The 22,364-nt window shown below is 73.4% G+C and carries 24 protein-coding genes; 9 read left to right on the top strand and 15 right to left on the bottom strand.

Going from position 1 to position 22,364, the window contains the following annotated elements:
* The first annotated feature begins 9 nt into the window (after positions 1-9).
* The gene (locus tag PT931_RS35620; RefSeq protein WP_456250131.1) at positions 10-927 is read left to right on the top strand and encodes a VOC family protein; all 918 of its coding nucleotides are present in this window, start codon (positions 10-12) and stop codon (positions 925-927) included.
* Positions 928-949: 22 nt separating this feature from the next.
* On the opposite strand, the gene PT931_RS35615 is transcribed toward PT931_RS35620, so the two are convergent.
* Positions 950-1,315 (bottom strand): MerR family transcriptional regulator, encoded by a 366-nt coding sequence (locus PT931_RS35615; RefSeq protein ID WP_456250130.1) that lies wholly within the window; start codon positions 1,313-1,315, stop codon positions 950-952.
* Positions 1,316-1,367: 52 nt separating this feature from the next.
* Between PT931_RS35615 and PT931_RS35610 the strand changes: the two genes are divergently transcribed.
* From PT931_RS35610 to PT931_RS35595, 4 genes are all read left to right on the top strand, one after another.
* A complete protein-coding gene (locus tag PT931_RS35610) occupies positions 1,368-2,363 on the top strand; it encodes an aldo/keto reductase (protein ID WP_456250129.1) in 996 nt (331 codons plus the stop codon).
* Positions 2,360-2,863, top strand: coding sequence for an isochorismatase family protein (locus tag PT931_RS35605; RefSeq protein ID WP_456250128.1), 504 nt, complete (start codon positions 2,360-2,362; stop codon positions 2,861-2,863). The genes PT931_RS35610 and PT931_RS35605 overlap by 4 nt, the downstream gene beginning before the upstream one ends.
* 354 nt (positions 2,864-3,217) lie before the next feature.
* A complete protein-coding gene (locus tag PT931_RS35600; RefSeq protein ID WP_456250127.1) occupies positions 3,218-4,018 on the top strand; it encodes a phosphotransferase in 801 nt (266 codons plus the stop codon).
* 180 nt (positions 4,019-4,198) lie between these two features.
* A complete protein-coding gene (locus PT931_RS35595; protein ID WP_456250126.1) occupies positions 4,199-4,690 on the top strand; it encodes a GNAT family N-acetyltransferase in 492 nt (163 codons plus the stop codon).
* 244 nt (positions 4,691-4,934) lie between these two features.
* Here PT931_RS35595 and PT931_RS35590 read toward each other — a convergent pair whose 3' ends face one another.
* The 4 genes from PT931_RS35590 to PT931_RS35575 form a co-directional block, all read right to left on the bottom strand.
* Positions 4,935-6,128 (bottom strand): WD40/YVTN/BNR-like repeat-containing protein, encoded by a 1,194-nt coding sequence (locus tag PT931_RS35590; protein ID WP_456250125.1) that lies wholly within the window; start codon positions 6,126-6,128, stop codon positions 4,935-4,937.
* A 227-nt stretch (positions 6,129-6,355) separates the two neighbouring features.
* Complete coding sequence (locus PT931_RS35585) at positions 6,356-6,913, bottom strand: hypothetical protein (protein WP_456250124.1); 558 nt, start codon at positions 6,911-6,913, stop codon at positions 6,356-6,358.
* 227 nt (positions 6,914-7,140) lie between these two features.
* Positions 7,141-8,445, bottom strand: a complete 1,305-nt coding sequence (locus tag PT931_RS35580) for an RNA polymerase sigma factor (RefSeq protein WP_456250136.1) — start codon at positions 8,443-8,445, stop codon at positions 7,141-7,143.
* Positions 8,445-8,864 (bottom strand): YciI family protein, encoded by a 420-nt coding sequence (locus tag PT931_RS35575; protein WP_456250123.1) that lies wholly within the window; start codon positions 8,862-8,864, stop codon positions 8,445-8,447. Before PT931_RS35575 ends, PT931_RS35580 begins: the two co-directional genes overlap by 1 nt.
* A gap of 464 nt (positions 8,865-9,328) precedes the next feature.
* On the opposite strand from PT931_RS35575, the gene PT931_RS35570 reads away from it, so the two are divergent.
* The gene (locus PT931_RS35570) at positions 9,329-9,562 is read left to right on the top strand and encodes a hypothetical protein (RefSeq protein ID WP_456250122.1); all 234 of its coding nucleotides are present in this window, start codon (positions 9,329-9,331) and stop codon (positions 9,560-9,562) included.
* A 329-nt stretch (positions 9,563-9,891) separates the two neighbouring features.
* Here PT931_RS35570 and PT931_RS35565 read toward each other — a convergent pair whose 3' ends face one another.
* The 7 genes from PT931_RS35565 to PT931_RS35535 form a co-directional block, all read right to left on the bottom strand.
* The gene (locus tag PT931_RS35565) at positions 9,892-10,320 is read right to left on the bottom strand and encodes a VOC family protein (protein ID WP_456250121.1); all 429 of its coding nucleotides are present in this window, start codon (positions 10,318-10,320) and stop codon (positions 9,892-9,894) included.
* A gap of 358 nt (positions 10,321-10,678) precedes the next feature.
* On the bottom strand, positions 10,679-11,671 hold the full coding sequence (locus PT931_RS35560; protein WP_456250120.1) for a pyridoxal-phosphate dependent enzyme: 993 nt from the start codon (positions 11,669-11,671) through the stop codon (positions 10,679-10,681).
* Complete coding sequence (locus tag PT931_RS35555) at positions 11,668-12,930, bottom strand: MFS transporter (protein ID WP_456250119.1); 1,263 nt, start codon at positions 12,928-12,930, stop codon at positions 11,668-11,670. Before PT931_RS35555 ends, PT931_RS35560 begins: the two co-directional genes overlap by 4 nt.
* Positions 12,927-14,171: a PLP-dependent cysteine synthase family protein gene (locus tag PT931_RS35550; RefSeq protein ID WP_456250118.1), complete on the bottom strand. Its 1,245-nt coding sequence runs from the start codon at positions 14,169-14,171 to the stop codon at positions 12,927-12,929. The genes PT931_RS35555 and PT931_RS35550 overlap by 4 nt, the downstream gene beginning before the upstream one ends.
* A gap of 80 nt (positions 14,172-14,251) precedes the next feature.
* Positions 14,252-14,767, bottom strand: coding sequence for a hypothetical protein (locus PT931_RS35545; protein ID WP_456250117.1), 516 nt, complete (start codon positions 14,765-14,767; stop codon positions 14,252-14,254).
* Between the two features lie 259 nt (positions 14,768-15,026).
* Positions 15,027-15,653 carry a DUF305 domain-containing protein gene (locus PT931_RS35540; RefSeq protein WP_456250116.1) on the bottom strand — a complete coding sequence of 209 codons (627 nt, stop codon included), beginning with the start codon at positions 15,651-15,653 and terminating at the stop codon, positions 15,027-15,029.
* A 71-nt stretch (positions 15,654-15,724) separates the two neighbouring features.
* Positions 15,725-16,255: a hypothetical protein gene (locus tag PT931_RS35535; protein WP_456250115.1), complete on the bottom strand. Its 531-nt coding sequence runs from the start codon at positions 16,253-16,255 to the stop codon at positions 15,725-15,727.
* Between the two features lie 186 nt (positions 16,256-16,441).
* Here PT931_RS35535 and PT931_RS35530 point away from each other — a divergent pair, with 186 nt between their 5' ends.
* Positions 16,442-17,788 (top strand): alkaline phosphatase PhoX, encoded by a 1,347-nt coding sequence (locus PT931_RS35530; protein ID WP_456250114.1) that lies wholly within the window; start codon positions 16,442-16,444, stop codon positions 17,786-17,788.
* A 1-nt stretch (position 17,789) separates the two neighbouring features.
* On the opposite strand, the gene PT931_RS35525 is transcribed toward PT931_RS35530, so the two are convergent.
* Positions 17,790-18,728 carry a hypothetical protein gene (locus tag PT931_RS35525; protein WP_456250113.1) on the bottom strand — a complete coding sequence of 313 codons (939 nt, stop codon included), beginning with the start codon at positions 18,726-18,728 and terminating at the stop codon, positions 17,790-17,792.
* A gap of 196 nt (positions 18,729-18,924) precedes the next feature.
* On the opposite strand from PT931_RS35525, the gene PT931_RS35520 reads away from it, so the two are divergent.
* The gene (locus tag PT931_RS35520; protein WP_456250112.1) at positions 18,925-19,965 is read left to right on the top strand and encodes a magnesium and cobalt transport protein CorA; all 1,041 of its coding nucleotides are present in this window, start codon (positions 18,925-18,927) and stop codon (positions 19,963-19,965) included.
* Here the strand turns inward: PT931_RS35520 and PT931_RS35515 are convergent.
* Positions 19,943-20,875, bottom strand: coding sequence for a Gfo/Idh/MocA family protein (locus tag PT931_RS35515; protein ID WP_456250111.1), 933 nt, complete (start codon positions 20,873-20,875; stop codon positions 19,943-19,945). The genes PT931_RS35520 and PT931_RS35515 overlap by 23 nt on opposite strands.
* Positions 20,876-21,025: 150 nt before the next feature.
* On the bottom strand, positions 21,026-21,577 hold the full coding sequence (locus PT931_RS35510; RefSeq protein ID WP_456250110.1) for a peroxiredoxin-like family protein: 552 nt from the start codon (positions 21,575-21,577) through the stop codon (positions 21,026-21,028).
* Positions 21,578-21,616: 39 nt separating this feature from the next.
* Between PT931_RS35510 and PT931_RS35505 the strand changes: the two genes are divergently transcribed.
* Positions 21,617-22,234, top strand: coding sequence for a TetR/AcrR family transcriptional regulator (locus PT931_RS35505; protein WP_456250109.1), 618 nt, complete (start codon positions 21,617-21,619; stop codon positions 22,232-22,234).
* Positions 22,235-22,364 lie beyond the last annotated feature (130 nt).

The raw sequence follows: 22,364 nt of genomic DNA, 5'->3' as shown, positions 1-22,364 counted from the left end.
AGGCGCGACATGGACACCCGGAAGATCATCCCGCACCTGTGGTTCGACACGGAGGCCGTCGAGGCGGCGGAGTTCTACTGCTCCGTGTTCCCCGACTCGGAGGTCACCCACGTGACCACGCTGCGCGACACGCCGTCCGGGGACTGCGACGTCGTCTCGTTCCGGCTGTGGGGCCAGGACTTCATGGCCATCAGCGCCGGACCCGTGTTCCGCTTCAACCCGTCGGTGTCCTTCATCGTCGACTACGGCCCGCCGCACGTGGGCCCGGCCGAGGCCCGGGAGCGGATCGACCTCGCGTGGGAGAAGCTGGCCGACGGCGGCACGGTCCTGATGCCGCTGGACAAGTACCCGTTCAGCGAACGCTACGGCTGGATCCAGGACCGCTACGGCCTGTCCTGGCAGCTCATGCTCACCGGCCCCGACGGCGACCCGCGCCCACCGATCCTGCCGTCGCTGCTGTTCGTCGGCGACCGCTACGGCCAGGCCGAGGAGGCCGTCGGGTTCTACCTGTCCGTGTTCGGCGACTCCGAACAGGGCACGATCGCGCGCTACCCGGTCGGCATGGAACCCGACCGGGAGGGCGCGCTGATGTTCGGCGACTTCCGGATCCTCGGCCAGTGGTTCGCGGCGATGGACAGCGCGCACGAACACGGCTTCACCTTCAACGAGGCCGTCTCGTTCATGGTCGACTGCGACGACCAGGCGGAGCTGGACGCCTACTGGGCGCAGCTGTCCGCGGTCCCGGAGGCCGAGCAGTGCGGGTGGCTCAAGGACCGGTTCGGGGTGTCGTGGCAGATCACCTTCCGGGAGCTCGGGACCATGATGCGCGACGGCAGCCGGGAGCAGGTCGACCGCGTGACGCAGGCGTTCCTGCCGATGCGGAAGCTCGACCTGGACGTCATCCGGCGGGCGTACCGGGGAGAGTGACGTCCGCGCGTCGACGCGACCCTCAGGCCGCGAGCTGCCGCCGGTAGAACGCGATCTTGTCGTTCAGGTTGCGCTGCTGCCGGAGCAGGAGTTCCAACTGCGCCTCGACCCCGCGCGCGTGTTCCTCCAGCAACCCGGTCCGCTCGGCGACCGTACCGTCCCCGGCGCGCGCCAGCTCCGCGAACCGGCACATCCGGGCGATCGGCATCCCCGTGTCCCGCAGGCAGCGCAGCAGGCTGAGCCAGCCCAGATCGTCGTCGGAGAAGACCCGCTGCCCGCCGCTGGTGCGGTCGATGTCGGCGAGCAGCCCGATCTTCTCGTAGTAGCGCAGCGTGTCCAGGCTGAAGCCGCTCTTCTCGGCGGCCTCCGAGGGCGAGTACCGGATCATGTGCCGGAGCCTACTTGACCTGGAGCGCACTCCAGGTAGTTGGCTGGCGGACATGACACGGACGAGAACTCTGGGACGGAGCGGGATCGAGGTCTCCGCGGCGGGCTTCGGCTGCTGGGCGATCGGTGGACCCTTCTGGGACGGCGCGCAGCCCCTGGGCTGGGGAGACGTGGACGACGACGAGTCGGTCCGGGCGGTCCGGCACGCCCTCGACCTGGGCATGACGTTCTTCGACACGGCCAGCGTGTACGGCGCCGGCCACAGCGAGCGGGTCCTCGCCAGGGCGCTGAAGGGCCGGCGGGACGAGGTGGTGCTCGCCAGCAAGTTCGGGCCGAGGTTCGACGAGGGCACCCGGCGCACGCTGGGGCAGGACGGCAGCGCGGCGTACATGCGGACCTGCCTGGACGGGGTGCTCGCCCGGCTCGACACGGACCACCTGGACCTGTACCAGTTGCACATCAACCTCCTGCCCCTCGACGAGGCGCTCGACCTGGTCGAACCGCTGGAGGACCTGGTGGCCGCCGGCAGAATCCGCGCCTACGGCTGGAGCACCGACGACCCGGCCCGCGCCGCCGCGTTCGCCGGGGCCGGGCCGCACTGCGCCGCGATCCAGTTCGACCAGTCGGTACTGCGCGACAACGCCGCGATGGTCGCGCTCTGCGAGGCGGCGGACCTCGGCGGCATCAACCGGGGACCGCTGGCGATGGGGCTGCTCAGCGGCAAGTACCAGGCCGGGGCGGCGGTCGGGGCCGACGACATCCGGGGCCGGGCGCCGGAGTGGCTCACGTACTTCGACAACGGCGTGGCCGCCCCGGACTGGGCCCGCCGGGTCGACGCGATCCGCGACGTCCTGACATCGGGCGGCCGGACCATGTCCCAGGGCGCCCTGGCCTGGCTGTGGGCGCGCAGCCCGCGGATGATCCCGATCCCGGGGATCCGCACCGTGGCCCAGGCCGCCGAGAACGCCGGCGCGCTCGCCCACGGCCCGATGAGCGGGGCCGAGTTCGCCCAGATCGAGGCCCTGCTCCGCCCGGAGGACGGGCGATGACCACCGCGCTCCTCGTCGTGGACGCCCAGAACGGGGCCCTCGACGCGACCTACGCGCGCGACGCGGTGGTGGCGAACATCGCCGACCTCGTGGCGCGGGCGCGCCGGCAGCGGGTACCCGTCGTCTGGGTCCGGCACTCCGACCGGCGCATGGCCCCCGGGAGTGTCGCCTGGCGGATCGTCCCCGAGCTGGCCCCGGACGACGGGGAACCGTTGGTGGACAAGGAAAACGCCGACTCCTTCGAGCGGACCACCCTCGACGCCGTGCTGTCCGGGCTCGGTGTCCGGCGGCTCCTCGTCGTCGGGGCCCAGACCGACGTGTGCGTGCGCGCGACCCTGGACGGCGCGCTGACCAGGGGATACGACACGCTTCTGGTCAGCGACGCCCACACGATGAGCGAGCCGGCGACCGGGAGCGCGCGCGAGGCCATCGCGGCCACGAACCGCTCCCGTTCCCCCGCCACGGTCACAACCCGAAACACCCTCTTCCCGGGTACGTGACGGTCCGGCGTCCCGGGCGTCGAACCCGGGGGAGGAGCCGCCGGGGCGGCGGCCGGTTGCGGGCCGAACTCGGTGGCGGACCCGGCGGCGAGCGCCTAACGTGGGCCGGGTCCGTCCAACCTGGAGGTAGATATGACGTGCATGGTCCTCGGCATGGTGGTCGTCCCGGCTACGACGTGTGAGCTCGACGCGATCTGATCTTCGCCACGTCCCGTGGTTCCTCCGTCGGTGTCTCTCCGACGGGACGCGTGAGTTCGCCCTCGTAGCGGTCCGCGGACCGGGTCGCCCGGTCTGCCTGTCGGCGCTGTTCCCAGCGCCGCGTCACCGTGTACCGCACTCTTACGAGGAGCATTCGTGTCTTCCCCATCAGCCTTCCAGCCGCTGCCCGCGGCCGAGGGCGGACCCAGCAATGTCATCCGTCACAGCGGGACCGTTCTGCGTCCCGCGCAACCCTGGACCGCCACGGTCCACGCCCTGCTCCGGCACCTGGAGGACGTCGGCTACCCCGGCAGCCCCCGCGTGCTCGGCGGCGGCGTCGACGACCGCGGCAACGAGGTCCTGACCTTCATCGAGGGCGTCATCGAGCACCCGCGCACCTGGTCGGACGAGGCCGTCTGGCTCGCGGGCGGCCTGCTGCGCGACCTGCACGCCGCCACCGCCTCCTTCCGGCCCCCGTCGGACGCGGCCTGGCAGCCGTGGTGGATGCACCGCGACGGGCAGGGTGCCGTGATCGGGCACTGCGACGCCGGCCCGTGGCACACCGTCGTCCACGAGGGGCGGCCGGTGGCGTTCATCGACTGGACCCTCGCGGGCCCGGTCGACCCCCTCGACGAGGTCGCGATCTGCGCCTGGTGGCACGCCCAGTTGCACGGTGACGACGTCGCCGAACGCAACAACCTGCCCGACGCCGCCAGCCGCGCCCTGCACCTGCGGCTGTTCCTGGACGGGTACGGCGTGCCCGTGGCCGGCAGGGACGGGCTGGTCACCCGCATGATCGAACTGGCGATCCGGGACTGTGCCGCCGAGGCGACCCAGGCGCGGATCACGCCCGGGTCCGACGACCCGGCACCGCTGTGGTCGTTGGCCTGGCGGGCCCGTGCGGCGGCCTGGATGATCGAACACCGCACCATGCTGGAACGCGCGACCCGCGCGTAGCGCACCGTCGGGGCCGTCGACACCACGTCGGCGGCCCCGACGGTGCGCGGTTTCGGGGCAGCGGACCGAGGCGGGGCCGGGCATCCACGAGTCCTGCTGAACGCTGGCCCCGCCTGTCCGGTGCGCGCGACCTGGCGAAATCGGTTCGCCGGCCGGGTCACCGTCGCCTACCGTGCCGGCATGGACATCCGCGAGTGCACCGCCGAGGACGTCGACCGCCTGGAGGGCTGGCGGCCCACGGGTCTGACCCGGGGGCACGCCGCCCGCTTCGCCCGCCACACGGCCGAGACCAGCACGTTCCTGATCGCCTGGGCGGCGGACGTCCCGGTCGGCTCCTGCGAGGTGTTCTGGGACGGACCCAAGGAGCCGGCCGTCCGCGCCGAGTTCGGGTGCCCGGAGGTCAACGGCCTGCAGGTCTGGCCGCCGCACCGGCAGGGCCACGGCATCGGCACCGCCCTGGTCGCGGAGGCCGAGTCCCGCGCGAGGGGCCTCGGGCACCCTCTGATTGGCCTGGGCGTCGCCGACGACAACCCGCGCGCCGCCGCCCTCTACCTCCGCCTGGGCTACACCGTCACCGACCGCCGCTACGTGGACCACTGGCACTACCTGGACGACGCGGGGGTCCGCCACGACGAGGCCGATCCGTGCGTGTGGCTGGTCAAGCGCCTGTGACGGTCCCGGCGGCCACGGCGGGCCTCCTGGCTGGTCCCCCGGCCCTTGAGGCGTCCCGGCTCACCAAGCTTCCTGGCCCCGGACCACACCCGGTTTCCGCGTGCTCCGACCCGACGGACCAGCCGGACCCCGTGACCACCGCGAGGCGCGCCACCCGGCCCGACAGCCCGGCCGGATCCCGTGGCCACCACGCGGCGAGGGGCGAGCCGCCCGGCCCGCCCCTGCCTCAGCGTCTAACGCCCGCTCACGGCTCCAGGCCGAGTGCGAGGTACATCGTCGTCGGGTACTTCGGGTTGAACACGATCTCGTCCAACCGGTGGTACGGGTTGTGCGTGTGGGTCAGCGCACCGGTACCCGCGTGGTACCTGAACAGGTCCGTGCCGTAGTTCGCGTAGTTGTCGGCGTAGACGAAGTACAGGACGTTGGCGTCCGTCGGGCTCGGGTACATCGGCACGTCGTTGGTGAGGAACACGCCCGTGGCCGGGTCGTGGTGCACGATGGCCGTGAAGTTCTTCCCGCCGTCGGTGGAGCGCCAGATCTGCCGGCCCTGGTCGCCGTCGGAGTCGACCTGGCTGAGGTCGAAGCCCTGGGCGTAGACCACGTTCGGGTCGAGCGGGGAGATGGCGATCCGGTTGATGTTCACGCCGTAGAAGCTGTTCGGGTGGGTGGTGGCGTCCAGGGTCTGGACGTGGTTCCAGGTCACGCCGCCGTCGAAGGTGTTCCAGACGCCCTCGCGGCTGACGCCGGCCACCGCGTGCAGCGGGTTCTTGACGTCGAACTCGACCTCGTTGACCGACTCGTTCAGGCCGAGGGCGATGGCCGAGCCGCGCGGGGTCCAGCTGTTGCCGCCGTTGGTGGACTCGAACAGCTGGCCGTCCTTGCGGGCGGCGTACACGTGCAGGCCGTTGGCCGGGTCGACGCCCAGGCCGATGAGGCCGATCTGGCCGTTGACCGGGGTCGACGCGGTCGGGTCGACGACCTTGGTGACGGTCGAGCCGCTGACCCGGTACACGGAGTCGTCGTTGCCCTGCGACCACAGGTACGCCCGGCCGCCCTTGGCCGCGGTGGCCTTGTGCATCCAGCCGTCGGCCAGGGTGTGGATCTCGGTCCAGGAGCAGCCGGCGTTGGTGGACCGGTACACCTTCTTGGTCAGGGACCACGGGGACTGGACGGTCACCTCCTGGACCGCGATCAGCGTGTTCGCGGAGTCCAGGGCGGCGAGGCCCGAGGTGTACGTGATCGGGCTGGGCGCGGTGCTGGTCGCCTTGAGGGTGGCGCCCTCGTCGGTGGTGTAGGTCAGCGCGGCGGGGCCGGTGACCGTGGCACAGGTCGGGTTGATCGTCCATGTGGTGGCCGCGGTGGCGGTCCCACCCGTCATGGACAGGATCGCCACGGCCGCGGTCAGCGTCGTGGCGAAGCCGGTCGCGAGCTTTCGCATCGGAATTTCCTACCCCCAGGTTGGTGGAGCGAGGCGTGGCCTCGTGGAACCATCCCAGTGTTGATCATGAAAAGCCGGGTGCACAGTGGACCGACCTCTTCAAGATCGTGATTGATCTCACGCCCGCCGGGGAATAGGTACCCGCCAACGGTGCGTGCACCCAAACCCTTGCAGGGCAACAGGTTGCGCCTCTGTTCCGGCACAAGTGGGCGTCGAGCCCGGCGGGTTCAGGCGCGGGAGTCGAGCAGGTCGAACACCTGCTGGGCGCGTTCGACCCGCCACAGCACAGGTGCCGGATTCGGCGGCAGCAACCGGCCGACGCCGAACCGGAGCCGGGGGAGCCTGGGAGGTGCCACGAGCTGCCAGTCCGCGTCCCACGCGTCGGGGAACTGGCCGAAGGAGACGCTGCCCGTGCCGTCGTCGTGCCACCGGAGCACCGGGGCGCCCAGTCCCGCGCGCGGATGGAACCGCACGTCGGTGACGATGAGGCCGTCGCGAAAGACCACGACCCGCTCGTTCGTGACCGTGTACCGGGTGCTCGACAGGGCCAGCGCCCGCATGACCGGCCGGCCCGCCATCGCCGCCGCCACGACGAGCGCGATCAGGACCGCGAGTCCCCACGGAACGCCGGGTCCGAGCACCAGGACCGCGACGACCGGCACCGCCGGCAGTCCGACCGCCGCCATGACCAGCCGGTCGGCGGAGGTCAGCCACAACAGGCGTTCCGGCTCGCCCTCCCACAGCCGGGACTCCCCGGGCAACAGGCTCCAGCCGCGGTCCACCATGGCTCCAGTATGGATCACCCGGCCACGCCGACGGTGGGCGTGGAAGAGCGTCAACACCACCAGAGGGGTACGCGCAGCAGGGGTCGCGTCCGGGGCCGTTCCCTCCGTGAGGCTGGACAGTGCGGGCGTGCCCGAACGGCGCGACGCGCCGACCTGGCCATCGCCGGACGGTGCGCGCCCAGCGGGCGCCGCGGGCCGTACCACAGTGTGGCCCGGCCGCGGCGGTGTCATCCGAGTGCCGCCGCCTTCCGGAGCAGGACCGCCCGCTCCCGCGCGTTGCCGCACAACCGCGCCGCGAGCTCCAGCTCCGCCCGGGCCTCGGTGGTCCGCCCCAGCCGGGAGAGCAGCTCGCCCCGCACGCTCGGCAGCAGGTACGAACCCGCCAGGCGGTCCGTGGCCACCAGCTCGTCGACCATGTCCAGCGCCGGACCCGGCCCGTGCGCCATCGCGACGGCCACGGCCCGGTTGAGCTCGACGACGGGCGAGGGCGCCACCCGGCCCAGCGCCTCGTAGAGGAGCACGATCCGCTCCCAGTCGGTCTCCGGCACCGAGGCGGCCGACGCGTGGCAGGCCGCGATCGCCGCCTGCAGCCCGTACGGGCCGAGGCCGCGCCCGACCGCCGTGGCCCGGGCGATGGCGGCCAGCCCCCGACGGATCGCCGACCGGTCCCACCGCCGCCGGTCCTGGTCCTCCAGCAGTACCGCCTCGCCGTCGGGGCCGGTCCGGGCGGGGAAGCGCGCGGCCGTCAGCTCGAACAGGGCGAGCAGTCCGGACACCTCCGGCTCGTCCGGCTGCAACGCGGCCAGCATCCGGGCCAGCCGGATCGCCTCGTACGCCAGGTCGGTGCGCAGCAGGCGGTCGCCCGCCGTCGCCGTCGAGCCCTCCGTGAAGATCACGTACAGCACGCTGAGGACCCCGCCGAGCCGCTCGCGCCGCTCCCCGGCGGGCGGCAGCTCGAACGGTACCCGCGCGGCGGCGATCGTCTTCTTCGCGCGCGTGATCCGCGCCTGCACGGTCGGGACGGGCACCAGGAACGCGCGCGCGATCTCCTCGCTGCCCAGGCCGCCGACCACCCGCAGCGTCAGGGCGACCCGGGCCTCGGGGGACAGCACGGGATGGCAGGCCACGAACATCAGCGCGAGGACGTCGTCGTCGACCCGGTCCGGATCCCACGGCAGGTCGGCCGCCGGGTCCGGCGGGGTCACGACGCCCGACGTCGCCCCGCCCTCGCCGAGCTGCCCGGCGAGCAGGGCGTACCGCTCGTCGAGCGCCGACCGGCGGCGGAAACTGTCGATGGCCCGCCGCCGCGCGGTCGCGAGCAGCCAGCCCACCGGGTTCGCCGGCGCGCCCTCCCGGGACCAGGTGACGAGGGCCTCGGCCACCGCCTCCTGCGCCACGTCCTCGGCGAGCGCGAAGTCCCCGGTGTAGCGGGTCAACGCGCCGATGATCCGCGCCGACTCGATCCGCCACACCGCCTCGACGGCCCGCCGCGCCGACTCGGCGCCCGGCGGGCCGTCCACGGCGTCGGGCATCAGAGCTGACCGGTCCGCTCGCGCCACGCCCGCTCCTTGATGATCCACTCGTTGTCCTGCGGGAACTCGTCGATGCCCGGTACCCGTCGGATCTCGGTCTTGTTGCCGGGGATGGCCGGGATCCGCTTGGCCCACTCGACCGCCTCCTCCTTCGTGGCGACGTCGAGCAGGTAGAAGCCGCCGAACAGCTCCTTGGTCTCCCCGTACGGCCCGTCGGTGACGACCGGCGTCTCCCCGCTGTGGTCGACCACCACGCTCAGCGACGGGTCCTCCAGGCCCTCCGCCGCGACGAGGACGCCGGCCTTGATCAGCTCGTCGTTGAACCGGCCGATCCTGTCGAGCATCTCCTCGAACGGCGTCTCCATCATCGCCGCCATCGACTCGTCCGTGCCCCGCATGATCAACATGTACTTGGCCATCGTCGTTCTCCTTGTTCTCGAGGTCGTCTCCCGACCTTCTCACTACCAGGTCGAACGGCGCCGCCGAGGATCGACACGACAGCCGAACTTTCTTTCCCGCCCCTGTGACCAGCCACGCCGCCGCCCCTGTGACCAGCCACCCCGCCATCCGGATGACCTGCCGGCCGGGTGCCCTGCTGCCCCGATGCCAGGGGCCCGGCGCGGCCGAGCGGGCGGCAGCCCCTCACCGTCGATGCGCGCGCCTGACGGTGTTTCTGGCGGGCGCGGGCGAGCGAGTCCGCCCCTCCAGGCGTCGACCACCGCGCCCCGAGGCCCGCGCCTGAGGCCCGCGCCCCGAGGCCCGTGCCCCGGCGCCCGGTGTGGAAGCGCCCGCGCCTCGCCCCGTCGCTGGCGGCCGACATGACCCCGGCGCCCCGCGCGCAGGCGAACCTCCCGGGCACGCGGAGGAGGCGCATACTCGGAACATGGACGAGAAGCAGCCAGGCGCCATGCACGGGTACCCGGGTCTGCCCCAGACGCAGCACAGCGCGTTGACCCCGCTGGGCGAGATCGAGCAGGCCGGCAAGATCGCCAGCGGGCTGTCCCGGGCCCCGGCGGGCTGGCGGCGGACCGTCGTGCGGATCGGGGTGATCCTGGCGATCCTCGCGATGCTGGTCCCCGCCGGCATCGGCGTGTACCAGGTGATCAGCCTCCGGTAGCCGCCCCCAGCCGCCGGGCCTTCAGGAACAATTCAGGACAAAATCGGCCGGGTGGGGCCGGCCCTCCAGGCCCGGTGCCACGCCGCGGCCGGGCCCGGCATCGGAGCGCACTGACGCCCCGCGCCAGCGCGGGAGCGGTCCGGCTTGCGTGCGAGCTCGACCCGCCCACACGTGGCCGCCGCCAGGGCAGGAACCCCCCCCGCCCACACGCGGCCGCCTCCAGTACAGGAACCCGCCGCCCACACGTGGCCGCCGCCAGCGCAGGAACCCGCCGCCCACACGTGGCCGCCGCCAGTACAGGAACCCGCCCCGTCCACACGTGGCCCCCGTCAGCGCAGGAACAGGCACAGCGGATGCCCGGCGGGGTCGAGGACCACCCGCAGATCAGCCCGCCCCTGCGGCTCGGCCAACGTGCCGCCCACCGACACGGCGAGCCGGACCGCCTGCTCCAGGGCTGCCTGGCCCTCCTCGTCGGAGTACCCCTCGTCGCCTTCCGCGCCGGGCGGGGTCACGCGCAGGTCGAGGTGGATCATCTTCTGCTGCTGGCCGGGTTCCTCGGGCCACGTCGGGCGCTCGTAGACCCCGGTCGCCTGGAACGACAGCCCGGTGCCGCCGCCGGGATCCCGCATCAGCACCCAGTCGGGTTCGACGTAGGTCGGCTCCCAGCCGAGGAGGCCACCGTAGAACCGGGCCATCGCCCCGGCGTCGGGGCAGTCGAGATTCACCGTGCGGACGGCGATCGAGGGCGTCGGGGACATCGCGTCCTCCAGGCTGGGCGACAGTCCTCCCGACCCTACGACAGACCTACGACACGCGCGGGGGAGCCGCGGCATCCGACCCGACCCCCGGCGCCCACCGCGACGGACACCCGGCTGACCGCGGGGAGCCGCGGCTCGACCGCCACCAGCCCCGGCCCGTCATCGGCCCCGCAGCACGCGCAGCATCCGGGCGTGGCGGTTGACCTGTCCGACGATGTCGGGCTCGGAGACCCGGTACCAGTCCCCGAGCCGACGAACGACTCCTGCATGTCAATGACGACCAGTGCGCTGTTCATGGGGAAGCGTGCCCGCCCGCGACCCGGTTCCACAGGCATGATCCGGTCACACCCCGGAACGATCAGGACCCTTCGAGGGGTACCGCGCGGCGCGGCCTCCCCAGCAGCTCGCAGAACCGGTCCACCCCCACGTTCCCCCCGGAGATCACCACGCCGATCCGCCGCCCCGGCAGCGGCACCTTCCCGGCGAGGAGGGCGGCGACCCCGAGCGCCCCGCTGGGTTCGGCGACCAGTTTCATCCGGTCGAACAGGAAGCCCATGGCCACCAGGATCTCCACGTCGTCGACCGAGGTCACGTCGTCGGCGAGCGCCCGGATGATCGGAAACGTCAGCTCCCCGGTGACCTCGCCCGTCACGCCGTCGGCGATGGTGCGCGGCACGGGGATCCGCACGGGCGTACCGGCGTCGAGGGACCGGCGGTTCTTGTTCCCGGCCAGCGACTCCACCCCGATGACCTGGATCTTCGGGTTCAGCGCCTTGACGACGGTGGCGCAGCCGGCGAGCTGGCCGCCGCCCCCGAGGGGCAGGACGAGGGCGTCGAGCTCGCCGACCTGGTCGAGGAGTTCCACGGCCGTGGTGCCGGCCCCGGCGATCACGTCGGGATGGTCGTACGGCGGGATGACCGTGAGCTGCCGCTCGGCGGCGAGCCGCGCGGTGATCGCGAACCGGTCCTCGGTGTACCGGTCGAACGTCACGATCTCCGCGCCGTGGTCCTGGGTGGCCATCAGCTTCAGTTCCGGGGTGTCGGCGGGCATCACGAGCACCGCCCGGGTACCGACCATGGCCGCCGCCAGGGCCACCGCCTGGGCGTGGTTGCCGCTGGAGAACGCCACGACCCCGTGCCGCCGCGCCCCGTGGTCGAGCCGGTCGATCGCGTTGTACGCGCCCCGGAGCTTGAACGACCCGGTGCGCTGGAGGTTCTCGCACTTGACGAACACCTCGGCGCCGACCCGCTCGTCGAGGGTGCGCGAGGTCGCCACCGGGGTGCGGTGGGCGACGCCGTGCAGGCGGCGGGCTGCGGCGTGCACGTGGTCGGCGGTGATGCTGAGACTCATCGGGTGGTGGCTCCGCTCGGGACAGGGGGATGGAGGGTCACGGCCAGTGCCCCGACGGCGGCGGTGCAGCCGACGCCGGTGACGACCAGCGCCACCCAGGGCAGGGCCGGCAGGTGCCAGTGGTCGGCGGCGCCCCACAGGGCCCCGGTGCCGAGGTTGCCGAGGGTGATGCCGATGCCGGCCAGGGTGTTGTAGAGCCCGTAGTGGGTGGCGACGAGCCGGTCCCGGGCGAGGGCGACGATGGTGTCCATCTCGAACGGGTACGCCACGACCGTGCCCAGGGTCAGCACCACCGTGGCGACGAGCAGCGGGACGACCGCCCACGTCCCGGACAGGTGCGCGGTCGCCGCGAGGGGCACGAACGCCGCGCCCATCAGCGCCAACCCGACCGTCAGGGCCCGCGCGGACGTCATCCGCCGCCGGGCCCAGGCCGTGACCCGGACCTGTCCGACGACCGCCACCACCGCGGACAGCGCGAACAGGCCGCTGGACCCGAGGTCGCCGGCCGCCGGCCCGAGCACGTGCGCCGCCTGCAGGGGCAGCGCGAGGTAGATCTGCGAGGACAGCACGTAGGAGCCGATCATCGCCACGGAGAACAACAGGAAGGGCCGGTTGCCGAGTACCTGGCGCGCGTCCGCCCTGATCCCCACCCAGCCGGTGGCCCGGTCGGGACGGGACTCCTCGCCGGCCCTCGACGGCAGGAACCACACCTGCACCACGGTCAGCGCGGCGAACACCAGGGCCGCGCCGAGGCAGACGAACCGGAAATCCCCCAGGACGAGTACGAGGCCGACCAGCGGCCCCGCGAGCATGCCGGCCTGGTAGAACACGTTGAACAGGGCGAACGCCTCGACCCGGCGGTCACCGGCCTCGGCGGCCACGTAGGCCCGCACCGACGGGTTGAACAGGGCCCCGGCCAGGCCGGTGAGCACCGAGGCCACCAGCAGCGGCGCCAACGAGTTCCCGAAGCCCAGCAGGGCGAAGCCGACGGTCCGCAGCACCAGGCCGGCGACGATCATCGCCTTGTAGCCGTACCGGTCGGCCAGCATGCCCCCGACGAGGAACATGCCCTGCTGGCTGAGGGTGCGCACGCCGAGGACGAGGCCGACGGTCCACGCCGCCATGCCGAGCCCCGAGGACAGGTGGTTGGCCAGGAACGGCATGAGCATGTAGAAGCCCAGGTTGATGCCGAACTGGTTGACCAGCAGCAGCGTGACGCACCGGTCGAACGACCGCACCTGCCGCCAGGTCCCGGTCACGGCCCACCCGGCGCTTCGACGGGGGCGGTCGGCGGCGCGTCGGGAGCCGGGCCGCACCGGGGCTCCACCGCGGGCGCGCTCGACCGGGCGGCGGGGACCGGCCGCCGCACGTCGGGGGCCGGCGGCCACGCGTCGGGGGCGCTGAGCCGCGCGTCGCCCACCGGGTCCACCACGGCGGCGCACCGGGTCCACCGGGTCACCTCCCGGTCGCCGGGATGGGCGATCTCCTCGGGCCCGGTGGCCGGTACGACGCCGAGCAGACCGTGCCCGGCCGCGTACTCGTCGTTGTAGATCGTGTCCCAGTAGCGCTGCGGCCCGTCGGGGAAGACGGCCACGATCCGCTCGTGCGGCGGGCGGGTCCTGGCCAGCCAGTCGGCGACCAGCCCGACCGCGCCGACGCTCCAGCCGCCGGTCTCCCGCCGGGTCGCCGCGAGGTGCCGGCACGTCCACACGGCCTCGGCGGGCGCGACCCAGTGCACCTCCGCGAAGTCGGGGTAGGCGACGTTGCGCGGGTAGATGCTGCTGCCCAGGCCCCGCATCAGCCGGCCGCGCGCGGGCTGGCCGAAGATCGTCGAGCCGACCGTGTCGACGCCGACGAGGCGCAGGTCCGGGAAGTACCGGCGGAGCACCCGGGAGATGCCGGCGCTGTGCCCGCCGGTACCGACGCTGCACACCAGGGTGTCGATCCGGCCGAGCTGTCCGACGAGCTCCAGGGCCAGCGCCTCGTACCCGGCGACGTTGTCGGGGTTGTGGTACTGGTCGGGGCAGTAGGCCCCCGGGTGCGCCGCCAGGTGTTCGCCGACCCGGTCCCGGCGCGCCTGCTGCCAGCCCCCGGTCGGGTGCGGCTCGGTGACGATGTCCACCGTGGCCCCGTACGCGCGCAGCAGGTGCCGCATCAGGGGCTCCATCCCCGGGTCGGCCACCAGGGTGACGGGGTGGTCGTACACGATGCCCGCCAGCGCGAGCCCCAGCCCGAGGGTGCCGCTGGTGGACTCGACGATCGGCTGGCCGGGCGCCAGGTCGCCGCGCTCGCGGGCCCGGGCGACCATGTGCATGCCCGGCCGGTCCTTGATCCCGCCGGGGTTGTGCCCCTCCAACTTGGCCCAGAACCCCCGACCGGTACCGGCCCGGAACTCCGGCACCCACAACACGGGCGTGTTGCCGACCAGCTCGGTCAACGACCGGCAGGCGGTACCCGTGACGATCCCGCCGACAGGCGGCACTGCTTCCACTGTGCTCATGACTCGGACGACCTTCCCCAGAACTCGTAACGGACGCGCGGGACGACGGCGGGGACGGCGGACGGCCGCCCCGGGCCGCGTCACGTCCGCGACACGCAGCCGAGCGCGAGGGGAGAGGGTCGGTGCCGGATCCGGTGGTCGCGGACCGCCGCGCCGCACCCCCGGACGGCCGGGCCGTCGGCCACCGCCATCGCGACCGGTGCCGCGACGAGCCAGGGCGCGAGGTTCTGCGCCACGGCGGTGACGGCGACGACGGCTGCCGCGCCGCAGCTGTGCGGGGCGTGGTGGTGCCCGACGGGTACGTGGTCGTGCGGTCCGCCCCTGCCGACCACGGCGACGGTGGCGTCCCCGGCGGACACGCCACCGGGGGACCGCACGCCGGATGCCGCGCTGCCGGATCCGGTGCCGGACACGGTGGTGGACGGCATGCTGACGGAGGAGGTGGCGTCGGCGGATGCCGTGACCGGCGCGGACACGGCGCTGGACTCCGCACGGGGGAGGTCAGCCTCGACGTGCGCGCCGGGTGCGCACAGGACGGCGTACACCACGAAGAGCGCGCCCAGTATGCCCGCTCCTAGGCGGTATACGAAGGTCACGGAAAGGGACGTTACGTGACGCTTACATCACCGTCAATGGCTCAATGGCACGCGTGTCGCGATATGCCCGCCACAGCCTGACAGCAAGGGATAACCCTCGCCCGGACGCCTGATCGGCCGCGCACCGGCAAGGGTGCCGGCACCGTCCGGCCACCGAACCTCCCGGGCGTAGGACCGCATGCCCACCGGGCCGGGAACGCGCGCCCACGGGAGTGGGGCTCACCCCGGAGTACCCGACTCCGGGGTGAGCCTTTCGGGGTCAGAGCCGGTCGAGGATCTTCTGCAGGGTGGCGATCTCCGCCGCCTGCGCCTTCTCGATCGCGGCCGCCAGGGCCTTCGCCTCGGCGTTGACCCCCTTGGCCTGCTCGTCCCTGGCCATCGCGATCGCTCCGTTGTGGTGGGCGATCATCCCCTTCGCGAACAGCCGGTCGAACGCGACCCCGGACGCCGCCGACAACGCGGCCAGCTCCTGCGGACTGAGCATGCCCGGCATCATCGCCGACATGCCGCCCATGTCGTGTCCCCCGGCCGCCGTGGTGGGCCGCTTCCACGCGGTCAACCAGCCGGTCATCGTGGTGATCTCCGGGGCCTGCGCGGCCTTGATCGCCGCCGCGACCTTCTTCAGCTCCGGGTCGCCGACCCGCGTCTCGGCCAGGCCGGCCATCGTGACGGCCTGCTCGTGGTGGGGGACCATCATCTGCGCGAACGCCACGTCGGCGTCGTTGAACGTCGCGCCGGAGACGGAGACGGAGCCGGTCGCGGTCGGCCGGGCGCCGTGGTCCATGCCGCCCATGGCGTCCCCGCCGCAGCCGGCGGCGAACGCGAGGACGGCGACAGTGCCGACGCCGGCGAGGAACGCGCGGCGCGGGGTGGTGGTGCTCTTCATGACTCTGCCTTCACGGATCGGTACTACGGGAACATGGACTGTCAGTGGCGGCCAGGTACGGCCGCCGGGTCCTATATCCGCAGTACCGACAGGTCGGCGAGGAGCAGTCCCCGGCGCTTCGGCGGCCCCCGGCCCGAGCCCGCGCGTCCGGCGCTGACGAGCGTCGCGGCGTCGGCGGTCCGCGCGAGCCGGGAGGTGACGGCGAGGACGAGCAGCAGCGTGAAGGCGGTGAGGATCGCCAGGCACACGCTCATCGGGTCGAGCCCCACGCCCAGGCCGACGATCGCGACCGCCCGGGCCGCGTCTCCGACTCCGGCCCCGGCGACGGCACTCCCGGTCCCGAACGCGACGGCACTCCCGGTCGCGAACGCGACGGTACCCCCGGTCCCGAACGCGGCCATCGCGACGGTCCCGCCCGGCTCGGCGCCCGCGTCCACGGCGACGGTCACCGCGTCGTGCGGGTCATGGCCGACCGCGTGGTGCCCGGCCGCCGGCATCGCCCCGTGCCCCTCGGCCGGATGCCCCAGGGTGTGCATCCCGAGCACCCCGAGGACGAGCAGCGCCAGCAGCAGCAGCCGCACCCCGCCCCGTCGCCCCGCCACCGATCCCCCTCGTCCGCCGGGCGCGCAACCCGGACTGCGAACAATACCCCTCCTGGGTATCGCCGGCGACCCGGAGCCCGCCGGCCGGAGAATTTCCCGCCGCCCGATCCAGGGCGTACAACGTTATCCAGTCACCCGACCCGGATTCCCTTCCCCGGACCGGCCGGTTCCGTTTGGGTGGTCGACATGATGCTGAACCGACGCAACGTACTCGCAGGCGGGCTGGCGGTGGCGGTCACCGGGGCCGTCGACCTGCTGTTCACCGGTTCGCCGGCCCTGGCGCACCCGGGCACCGGCTACGGCGACCTGGTACCCGACCCCGCCGGCCTGCTCGACCTGCCGCGCGGCTTCCGGTACCGGGTGCTGTCCCGCGAGGGCACCCCGATGGCCGACGGCGCACCGGTACCCAGCAGGCCCGACGGCATGGCGGTGTTCGCCGACCGGCGGCACGGCAGCCGGCTGGTCCGCAACCACGAGAACCGCCCCGGGGTCGCCCACCCGGTCGCGGCCCCCGCGACGCACACGTTCGACCGGGCGGCGGCGGGCGGCACCACGACGCTCGTGGTGGGCGCGGACAACAGACTCGTGGAGGAGTACACCAGCCTGGGCGGCACGGCGGTCAACTGCGCCGGGGGCCCGACCCCGTGGGACACGTGGCTGACCTGTGAGGAGACGGAGGCCCGCCAGGGCGCCAACGGGTACGAGAAGGACCACGGCTGGATCTTCGAGGTGGACCCGCACCACCAGGGCCGCAACGCCACCCCGGTCCCGTTGACCGCGATGGGCCGGTTCGCCCACGAGGCGACGTGCGTGGACCCGCACACCGGCGTCGTGTACGAGACGGAGGACGCCGCCGCGCCGTTCGGCGGCCTGTACCGGTTCCTGCCGAACAGGCCGCGCGGCGGACACGGCAGCCTGCGGGCCGGCGGCACGTTGCAGGCGATGCGGGTGCCGGACGTGCCGGACCTGTCGGTCGTCCAGGAGCCCGGCACCCGGTTCGACCGGGTCGAGTGGGTGACCGTGCCGGACCCCCTGGCCGTGACCACGTCGGTGCGCAAACAGGACTACGGGCCGGCCGGGATCACCCACGCGCAGAAGCTGGAGGGCGCGTGGTGGGGCGAGGACCGCGCGGTGTACTTCGTGTCCTCCTTCGCCCAGGTCTCCAGCGGGGCGGGCGCCGAGCACCGGGGCCAGGTCTGGCGGTACGACCCGGTGCGGCGCACCCTGACCCTCACGGTGGTGTTCCACGGCGAGGGGGACGCGGCGCACGAGTACCCGGACAACATCTGCATGACCCCGTTCGGGGGACTGATGCTCTGCCAGGACGGCGACGGCGAGAACTACCTGACGGGTACGACGCGCGCCGGCCGGCCGTACCCGTTCGCCCGCAACGCCCAGAACCTCGGTACCCCCACGGAGCCGGCCTTCGCCGAGTTCGCCGGCGTCGGGTTCAGCGCCGACGGCCGCACGATGTTCGTGAACTGCTACAGCCCCGGCACGACGTTCGCGGTCTGGGGCCCCTGGGCCCGGTGACTCACCAGTCCCACGCGATGCCGTAGCGGCCCGGAGCGGGGTCGAGGACGATGGACTGCGCCGTGCGGCAGTCCCCGTCCAGGGCGATCCCGCTCCGCTGCCGCCCGGCCGGGTCGGGGCCCGGCTGCCGGTAGGCGTGACAGGACGCCGGCACCCGGCCCGGGGCGAACGTCACCCGCAGCACCAGTTCCCTGGCCGGGTGCGGGACTGCGACGACGACGTGCCGGTCGGTCTGCCCCGGCGGGAACCTCAGCCCGAACTCGACGGCCGCCAGCTCGCCGGCGCGGAGCGGACGGTCGAGGACGAACTCGAAGACGCAGGTGGCCGTGGGCACGTCGGCGCGGAACCGGGCCGGCTGGCAGCCCTCGGCGAAGGTCACGAGGGGCGGCTGGGACAGCGGCCCGCACCGGGAGACGAACAGGATCCGGGCGGTGTGGTCGCGCTCGGCCCGGATCACCCGGCGGACCCGGACGGACTCCTCCTGTCCGCCGTCGTCGATCCGGAAGGCGAGATGCTGGGACACCGTGACCGGGTGGTGCAGGTCGTCCACTCCGGCGTCCAGTTTGTCCAAGGCCCGGGCGAGCGCGCCGGGCCGCGTCCACAACGGGTCGGCGGGCGGTCTGCCGGCCGGCCGCCGGCCGCGGGGCCGGCGCGGGCCGAGCAGGGCGGCGAGCGACCCGGGCGGCTCGCCGAGCAGGGCCTCCAGCTCGGTGACGGCGGCCAGCGAGGAGGTGCGTTCGGGCCGGCTGGCCCCGGTCTGCCAGTAGCTCAGGGCGCTGGCGCTGACCGGGGTGTGCCGGGCGCGCAGCCGCCGGGACACCTCGTCGAGGCTGAGCCCGCTGCGCTGGATCGCGCCCCGCAGGGCGGCGCCGAACGCGTCGGTCACGGCCGGACCCCGGACCGCCCCGGGTTCGGGGAGCCGTCGCGCCGCCGGGGACATCGGGCGAGTTTATCCGGCCCCGGGGCCCCGCGGCGGGGGTGGAAATCCAACTGGAACGGGCCGGACACGGCCGCCCGGTCCGCTCGGTCCGTTCCGGGGACGCGGGTGCCTTCCGTATGGTGGTCGTGTCCGGCGACCGGGTCCGCCCTGCCCAGGGGTGTTCCAGAGGGCCGCCGCCTCGCCTGGGGGAGTGCGCATGGGTAAGAACAAGGACGGCGGCCCGCCGCGGCCCGCCGTACCGGGCGCGAAGGTCGGCATCGTCGACTGCGCCCTGTACGCCGGCGGCGAGCGCCAGGGCGGGAAGGTCCCCCTGGACATCGCCCTGGAGTCCGCCCAGGAGGCCGAGGACGGGTTCGTGTGGATCGGCCTGCACGAGCCGTCGGCGGCGCAGTTCGACGCGGTGACCGCCGAGTTCGGGCTGCACCCGCTCGCCGTGGAGGACGCGGTCGACGCCCACCAGCGGGCCAAGCTCGAACTGTACGGCGACATCGCGTTCATGGTGTTCAAGACGGTCCGCTACGTCGACCCCGAGGAGGTCATCGAGGTCGGCGAGATCATGGTGTTCCTCGGCCCGAAGTTCGTGATCACCGTCCGGCACGGCCAGGCCAGCCCGCTCGCGGAGGTCCGGCGCGCCCTGGAGGCGGACGCCGAGCTGCTGCGGGCCGGGCCGAGCTCGGTGCTGTACGCGGTGGCCGACCACATCGTCGACGAGTACACCCACGCGGCCGAGGGCATCAACAACGACATCGAGATCGCGGAGTTCCGGGTCTTCGACACCACCCGGTCGCGCTCGGACAACCCGACGGAACGGCTGTACAACCTCAAGCGGGAGGTCCTGGAGTTCCGCCGCGCGGTGCGCCCGCTGGCCGAGCCGCTGGGGCGGATCGTCCGGGGCGAGATCGGCCTGGTGGACCCGCGCACGAAGGAGTACTTCCGCGACGTCGAGGACCACCTGCTGCGCGCCGCCGACCGCGCCGACGGGTTCGCCGAGCTGCTCACCGGGACCCTGAGCGCGAACATGGCCCAGATCCAGAGCCGCGAGAACGCCGACATGCGCAAGATCACCGCTTGGGTGGCGATCCTGTCGACGAACACCCTGGTGGTCGGCATCTACGGCCAGAACTTCGTGTACATGCCCGAGCTGCAGTGGAAGTTCGGCTACCCGGTCATGCTCACCGTGATGCTGTCCCTGTCGGTGTTCCTCTACCGGGGCTTCAAACGGAACCACTGGATCTGAGGAGCTCCAGGACAACCCGTTCACACAGCTCATGGGTACGCAGCGCGTCGCGCAGGTCCACCCGCCCGCCCGCGCGCACCGTGTCCAGGAACTCCGTGCAGATCTGCGCGATGCCGCGCTGGGTGGCCACCGGGGTCCAGCCGTCGACCGGCCGCCGCGCCCGGTACCCGTCGTGGTCGGTCTCGTCGACGAGGTCGACGACCTCCCGCTTGCCGCCGCCGCCCATGACCTCCAGCCGCTCCTCCTTCGAGCCGCTGTTCCGGTGCATGACGCCGATCGCGGTGCCGCCGCCACCCGACAGGGTGAGGACCACGTGGTGCAGCTCCGTGCCCTCCACCCTGCCGGAGACGTGCACGTGCTCGGCCGGCCCGGGCAGGAGGAAGCGGAGCGTGTCGACGACGTGGATGAAGTCGTCGTAGACGATCTCGCGGACCGCGCCCGTCCCGCCGGCCTGGTTCTTCTGCAGGATGATCAGGTCGCGCGGGCGTTCGCGGGCCCGGACGTAGGCGGGCACGTACCGGCGGTTGAAGCCGACCATCAGCGTGGTCCCGGTCCGCTCCGCCCGCTCCACCAGCGCGCGTGAGCCCTCCAGGGTGCTGTCGAGCGGCTTGTCGACGTACGTCGGGATCCCGGCGTCGAGCAGCCGACCCACCACCGCCCGGTGCTGGTCGGTCGGCGCGTGTACGAACGCCGCGTCCAACGGGCGCGCGAGCAGGTCCCCGAGGTCGGTGAACCGGCGGTCGGCGGCCACCCGGTAGGTGTCGGCGATCCGGTCGAGCTTGGCGGGGTCGCGGGTCATCAGGTGCAGGTCCAGGCCCGGCCGCGCGCCGAGCGTCGGCAGGTACGCCTTCTGGGCGATGCCGCCGAGGCCGATCACGGCGACCCTGAGCCTTCCGTCGTTCCCGTCCACCCGCGTACCCCTCGTCCGTGCGCCGCCCCGTCACGCGCCGCCCGACGCGGACGCGTCACCGGAGCCTAGCCACCGCGACCCGGGGCTGGACCCCCACCCGCCCGTCGCCCCCGCCCCGGTGCCAACGACGCGGGCGCGAGCCCCGGCCGGTCAGTCGAGGACCGGGCGGAGCGCGGCGGCGTGGCCGAGGAGTTCGTCCACGGACCACTGGTCGTACGCGTGGGTGCCGAGCCTGCTGGCCAGCACCGTGCCGTCCGGGGCGATCAGGAAGTCGGCCGGCAGCCCGAGCCGCCCGCCCGCCGGGCTGTTCGCCGGCAGGTGCTCCGTCCGGCGGACGACCGCGACCAGGCCGCTGAGGACGGCGCGGAGGATCGGCAGCCATGCCCGGGGGTCGAGCAGCGCGCGCCGGCCGGACTCCACGCCGAACTCCCCGTAGAGCCGCTTGTCGGGATCGGCGACCACCGCGAACGGCAGGTCGGCGGCGTGCCGGGCGAGTTCGGCGGCGGGGGAGTGGAAGACGACGATCTCGGTGATCCCGGCGGCCGAGATCTCGTCGTGGCGCACCACGACGGACCGCAGGTGCATGTTGCACACCGGGCAGCCGGCGAACCGGCGGAACTGCAGGTGGACGAGGCGGCCGCGGTCGTCGGGGAGGGCGGCGGGGGAGGCGTTGACGGTGTCGAGGAGCCGGGGGGTGACCATGGCTGTCCTTCCGTAGGGGTACGCCGTACGCTTACGACTATGCCACGGCCCCGCAGCCTCACCCACGCCGACATCGCCACCGCCGCGCTCGCCGTCCTCGACCGCGACGGCCCGGCGGCCCTGACGATGCGCGCCGTCGCCACCGAGCTCGGCGTCGGCACGATGTCGCTGTACCGCTACGTCACCGACCGCGAACAGGTCGAGTCCCTGGTCGTCGACGCCGTCCTGGCCGGCGTGGACGACCGGCCGCCCCCGGGGGACTGGACCGGGCGGGTCACCGCGCTCTGCGGCCGGATCCGGGTGGCCGTCGGCGCGCACCCGGCCGTGGTGCCCCTGCTCCTGGTCCACCGGCACACGTCCGTGGGCACCGTCCGCTGGGGCGAGTCGGTGCTGTCCGTCCTGACCGGGGCCGGGTTCGCCGGCGCCGCGCGGGTGACCGCGTTCCGGTCGGTGCTGAGCTACGTGCTCGGCGCGTTGCAGGTCGAGCACCTCAGCCCGTTGTCGGGCGGTGGTACGGCGGCGCTGGCCCGGTTGCCGAGGTCGGAGTACCCGACCCTGTCCGCCACGGCCGTCGACGCCCGCGACGTCACGGCCGACCAGCAGTTCGACGTGGGCCTGGCGGCGCTGCTGCACGGCCTCGACGCGCACCGGAGCTGAGAAGGCTGGCGGAACCAGATGACCGCGGACCGCCCGGGGGCTTGAGCGGCCGCCCGGAGGCAACCCGTTGGGGCTGGCTGAGCCGCGTGCCGGTCCGGGGGCGGCGCGCGCCGCGGCCCGGSGGGGTGGG

Source organism: Longispora urticae, from assembly GCF_053902585.1.
This window is presented reverse-complemented; position numbering and strand designations above follow the sequence as displayed.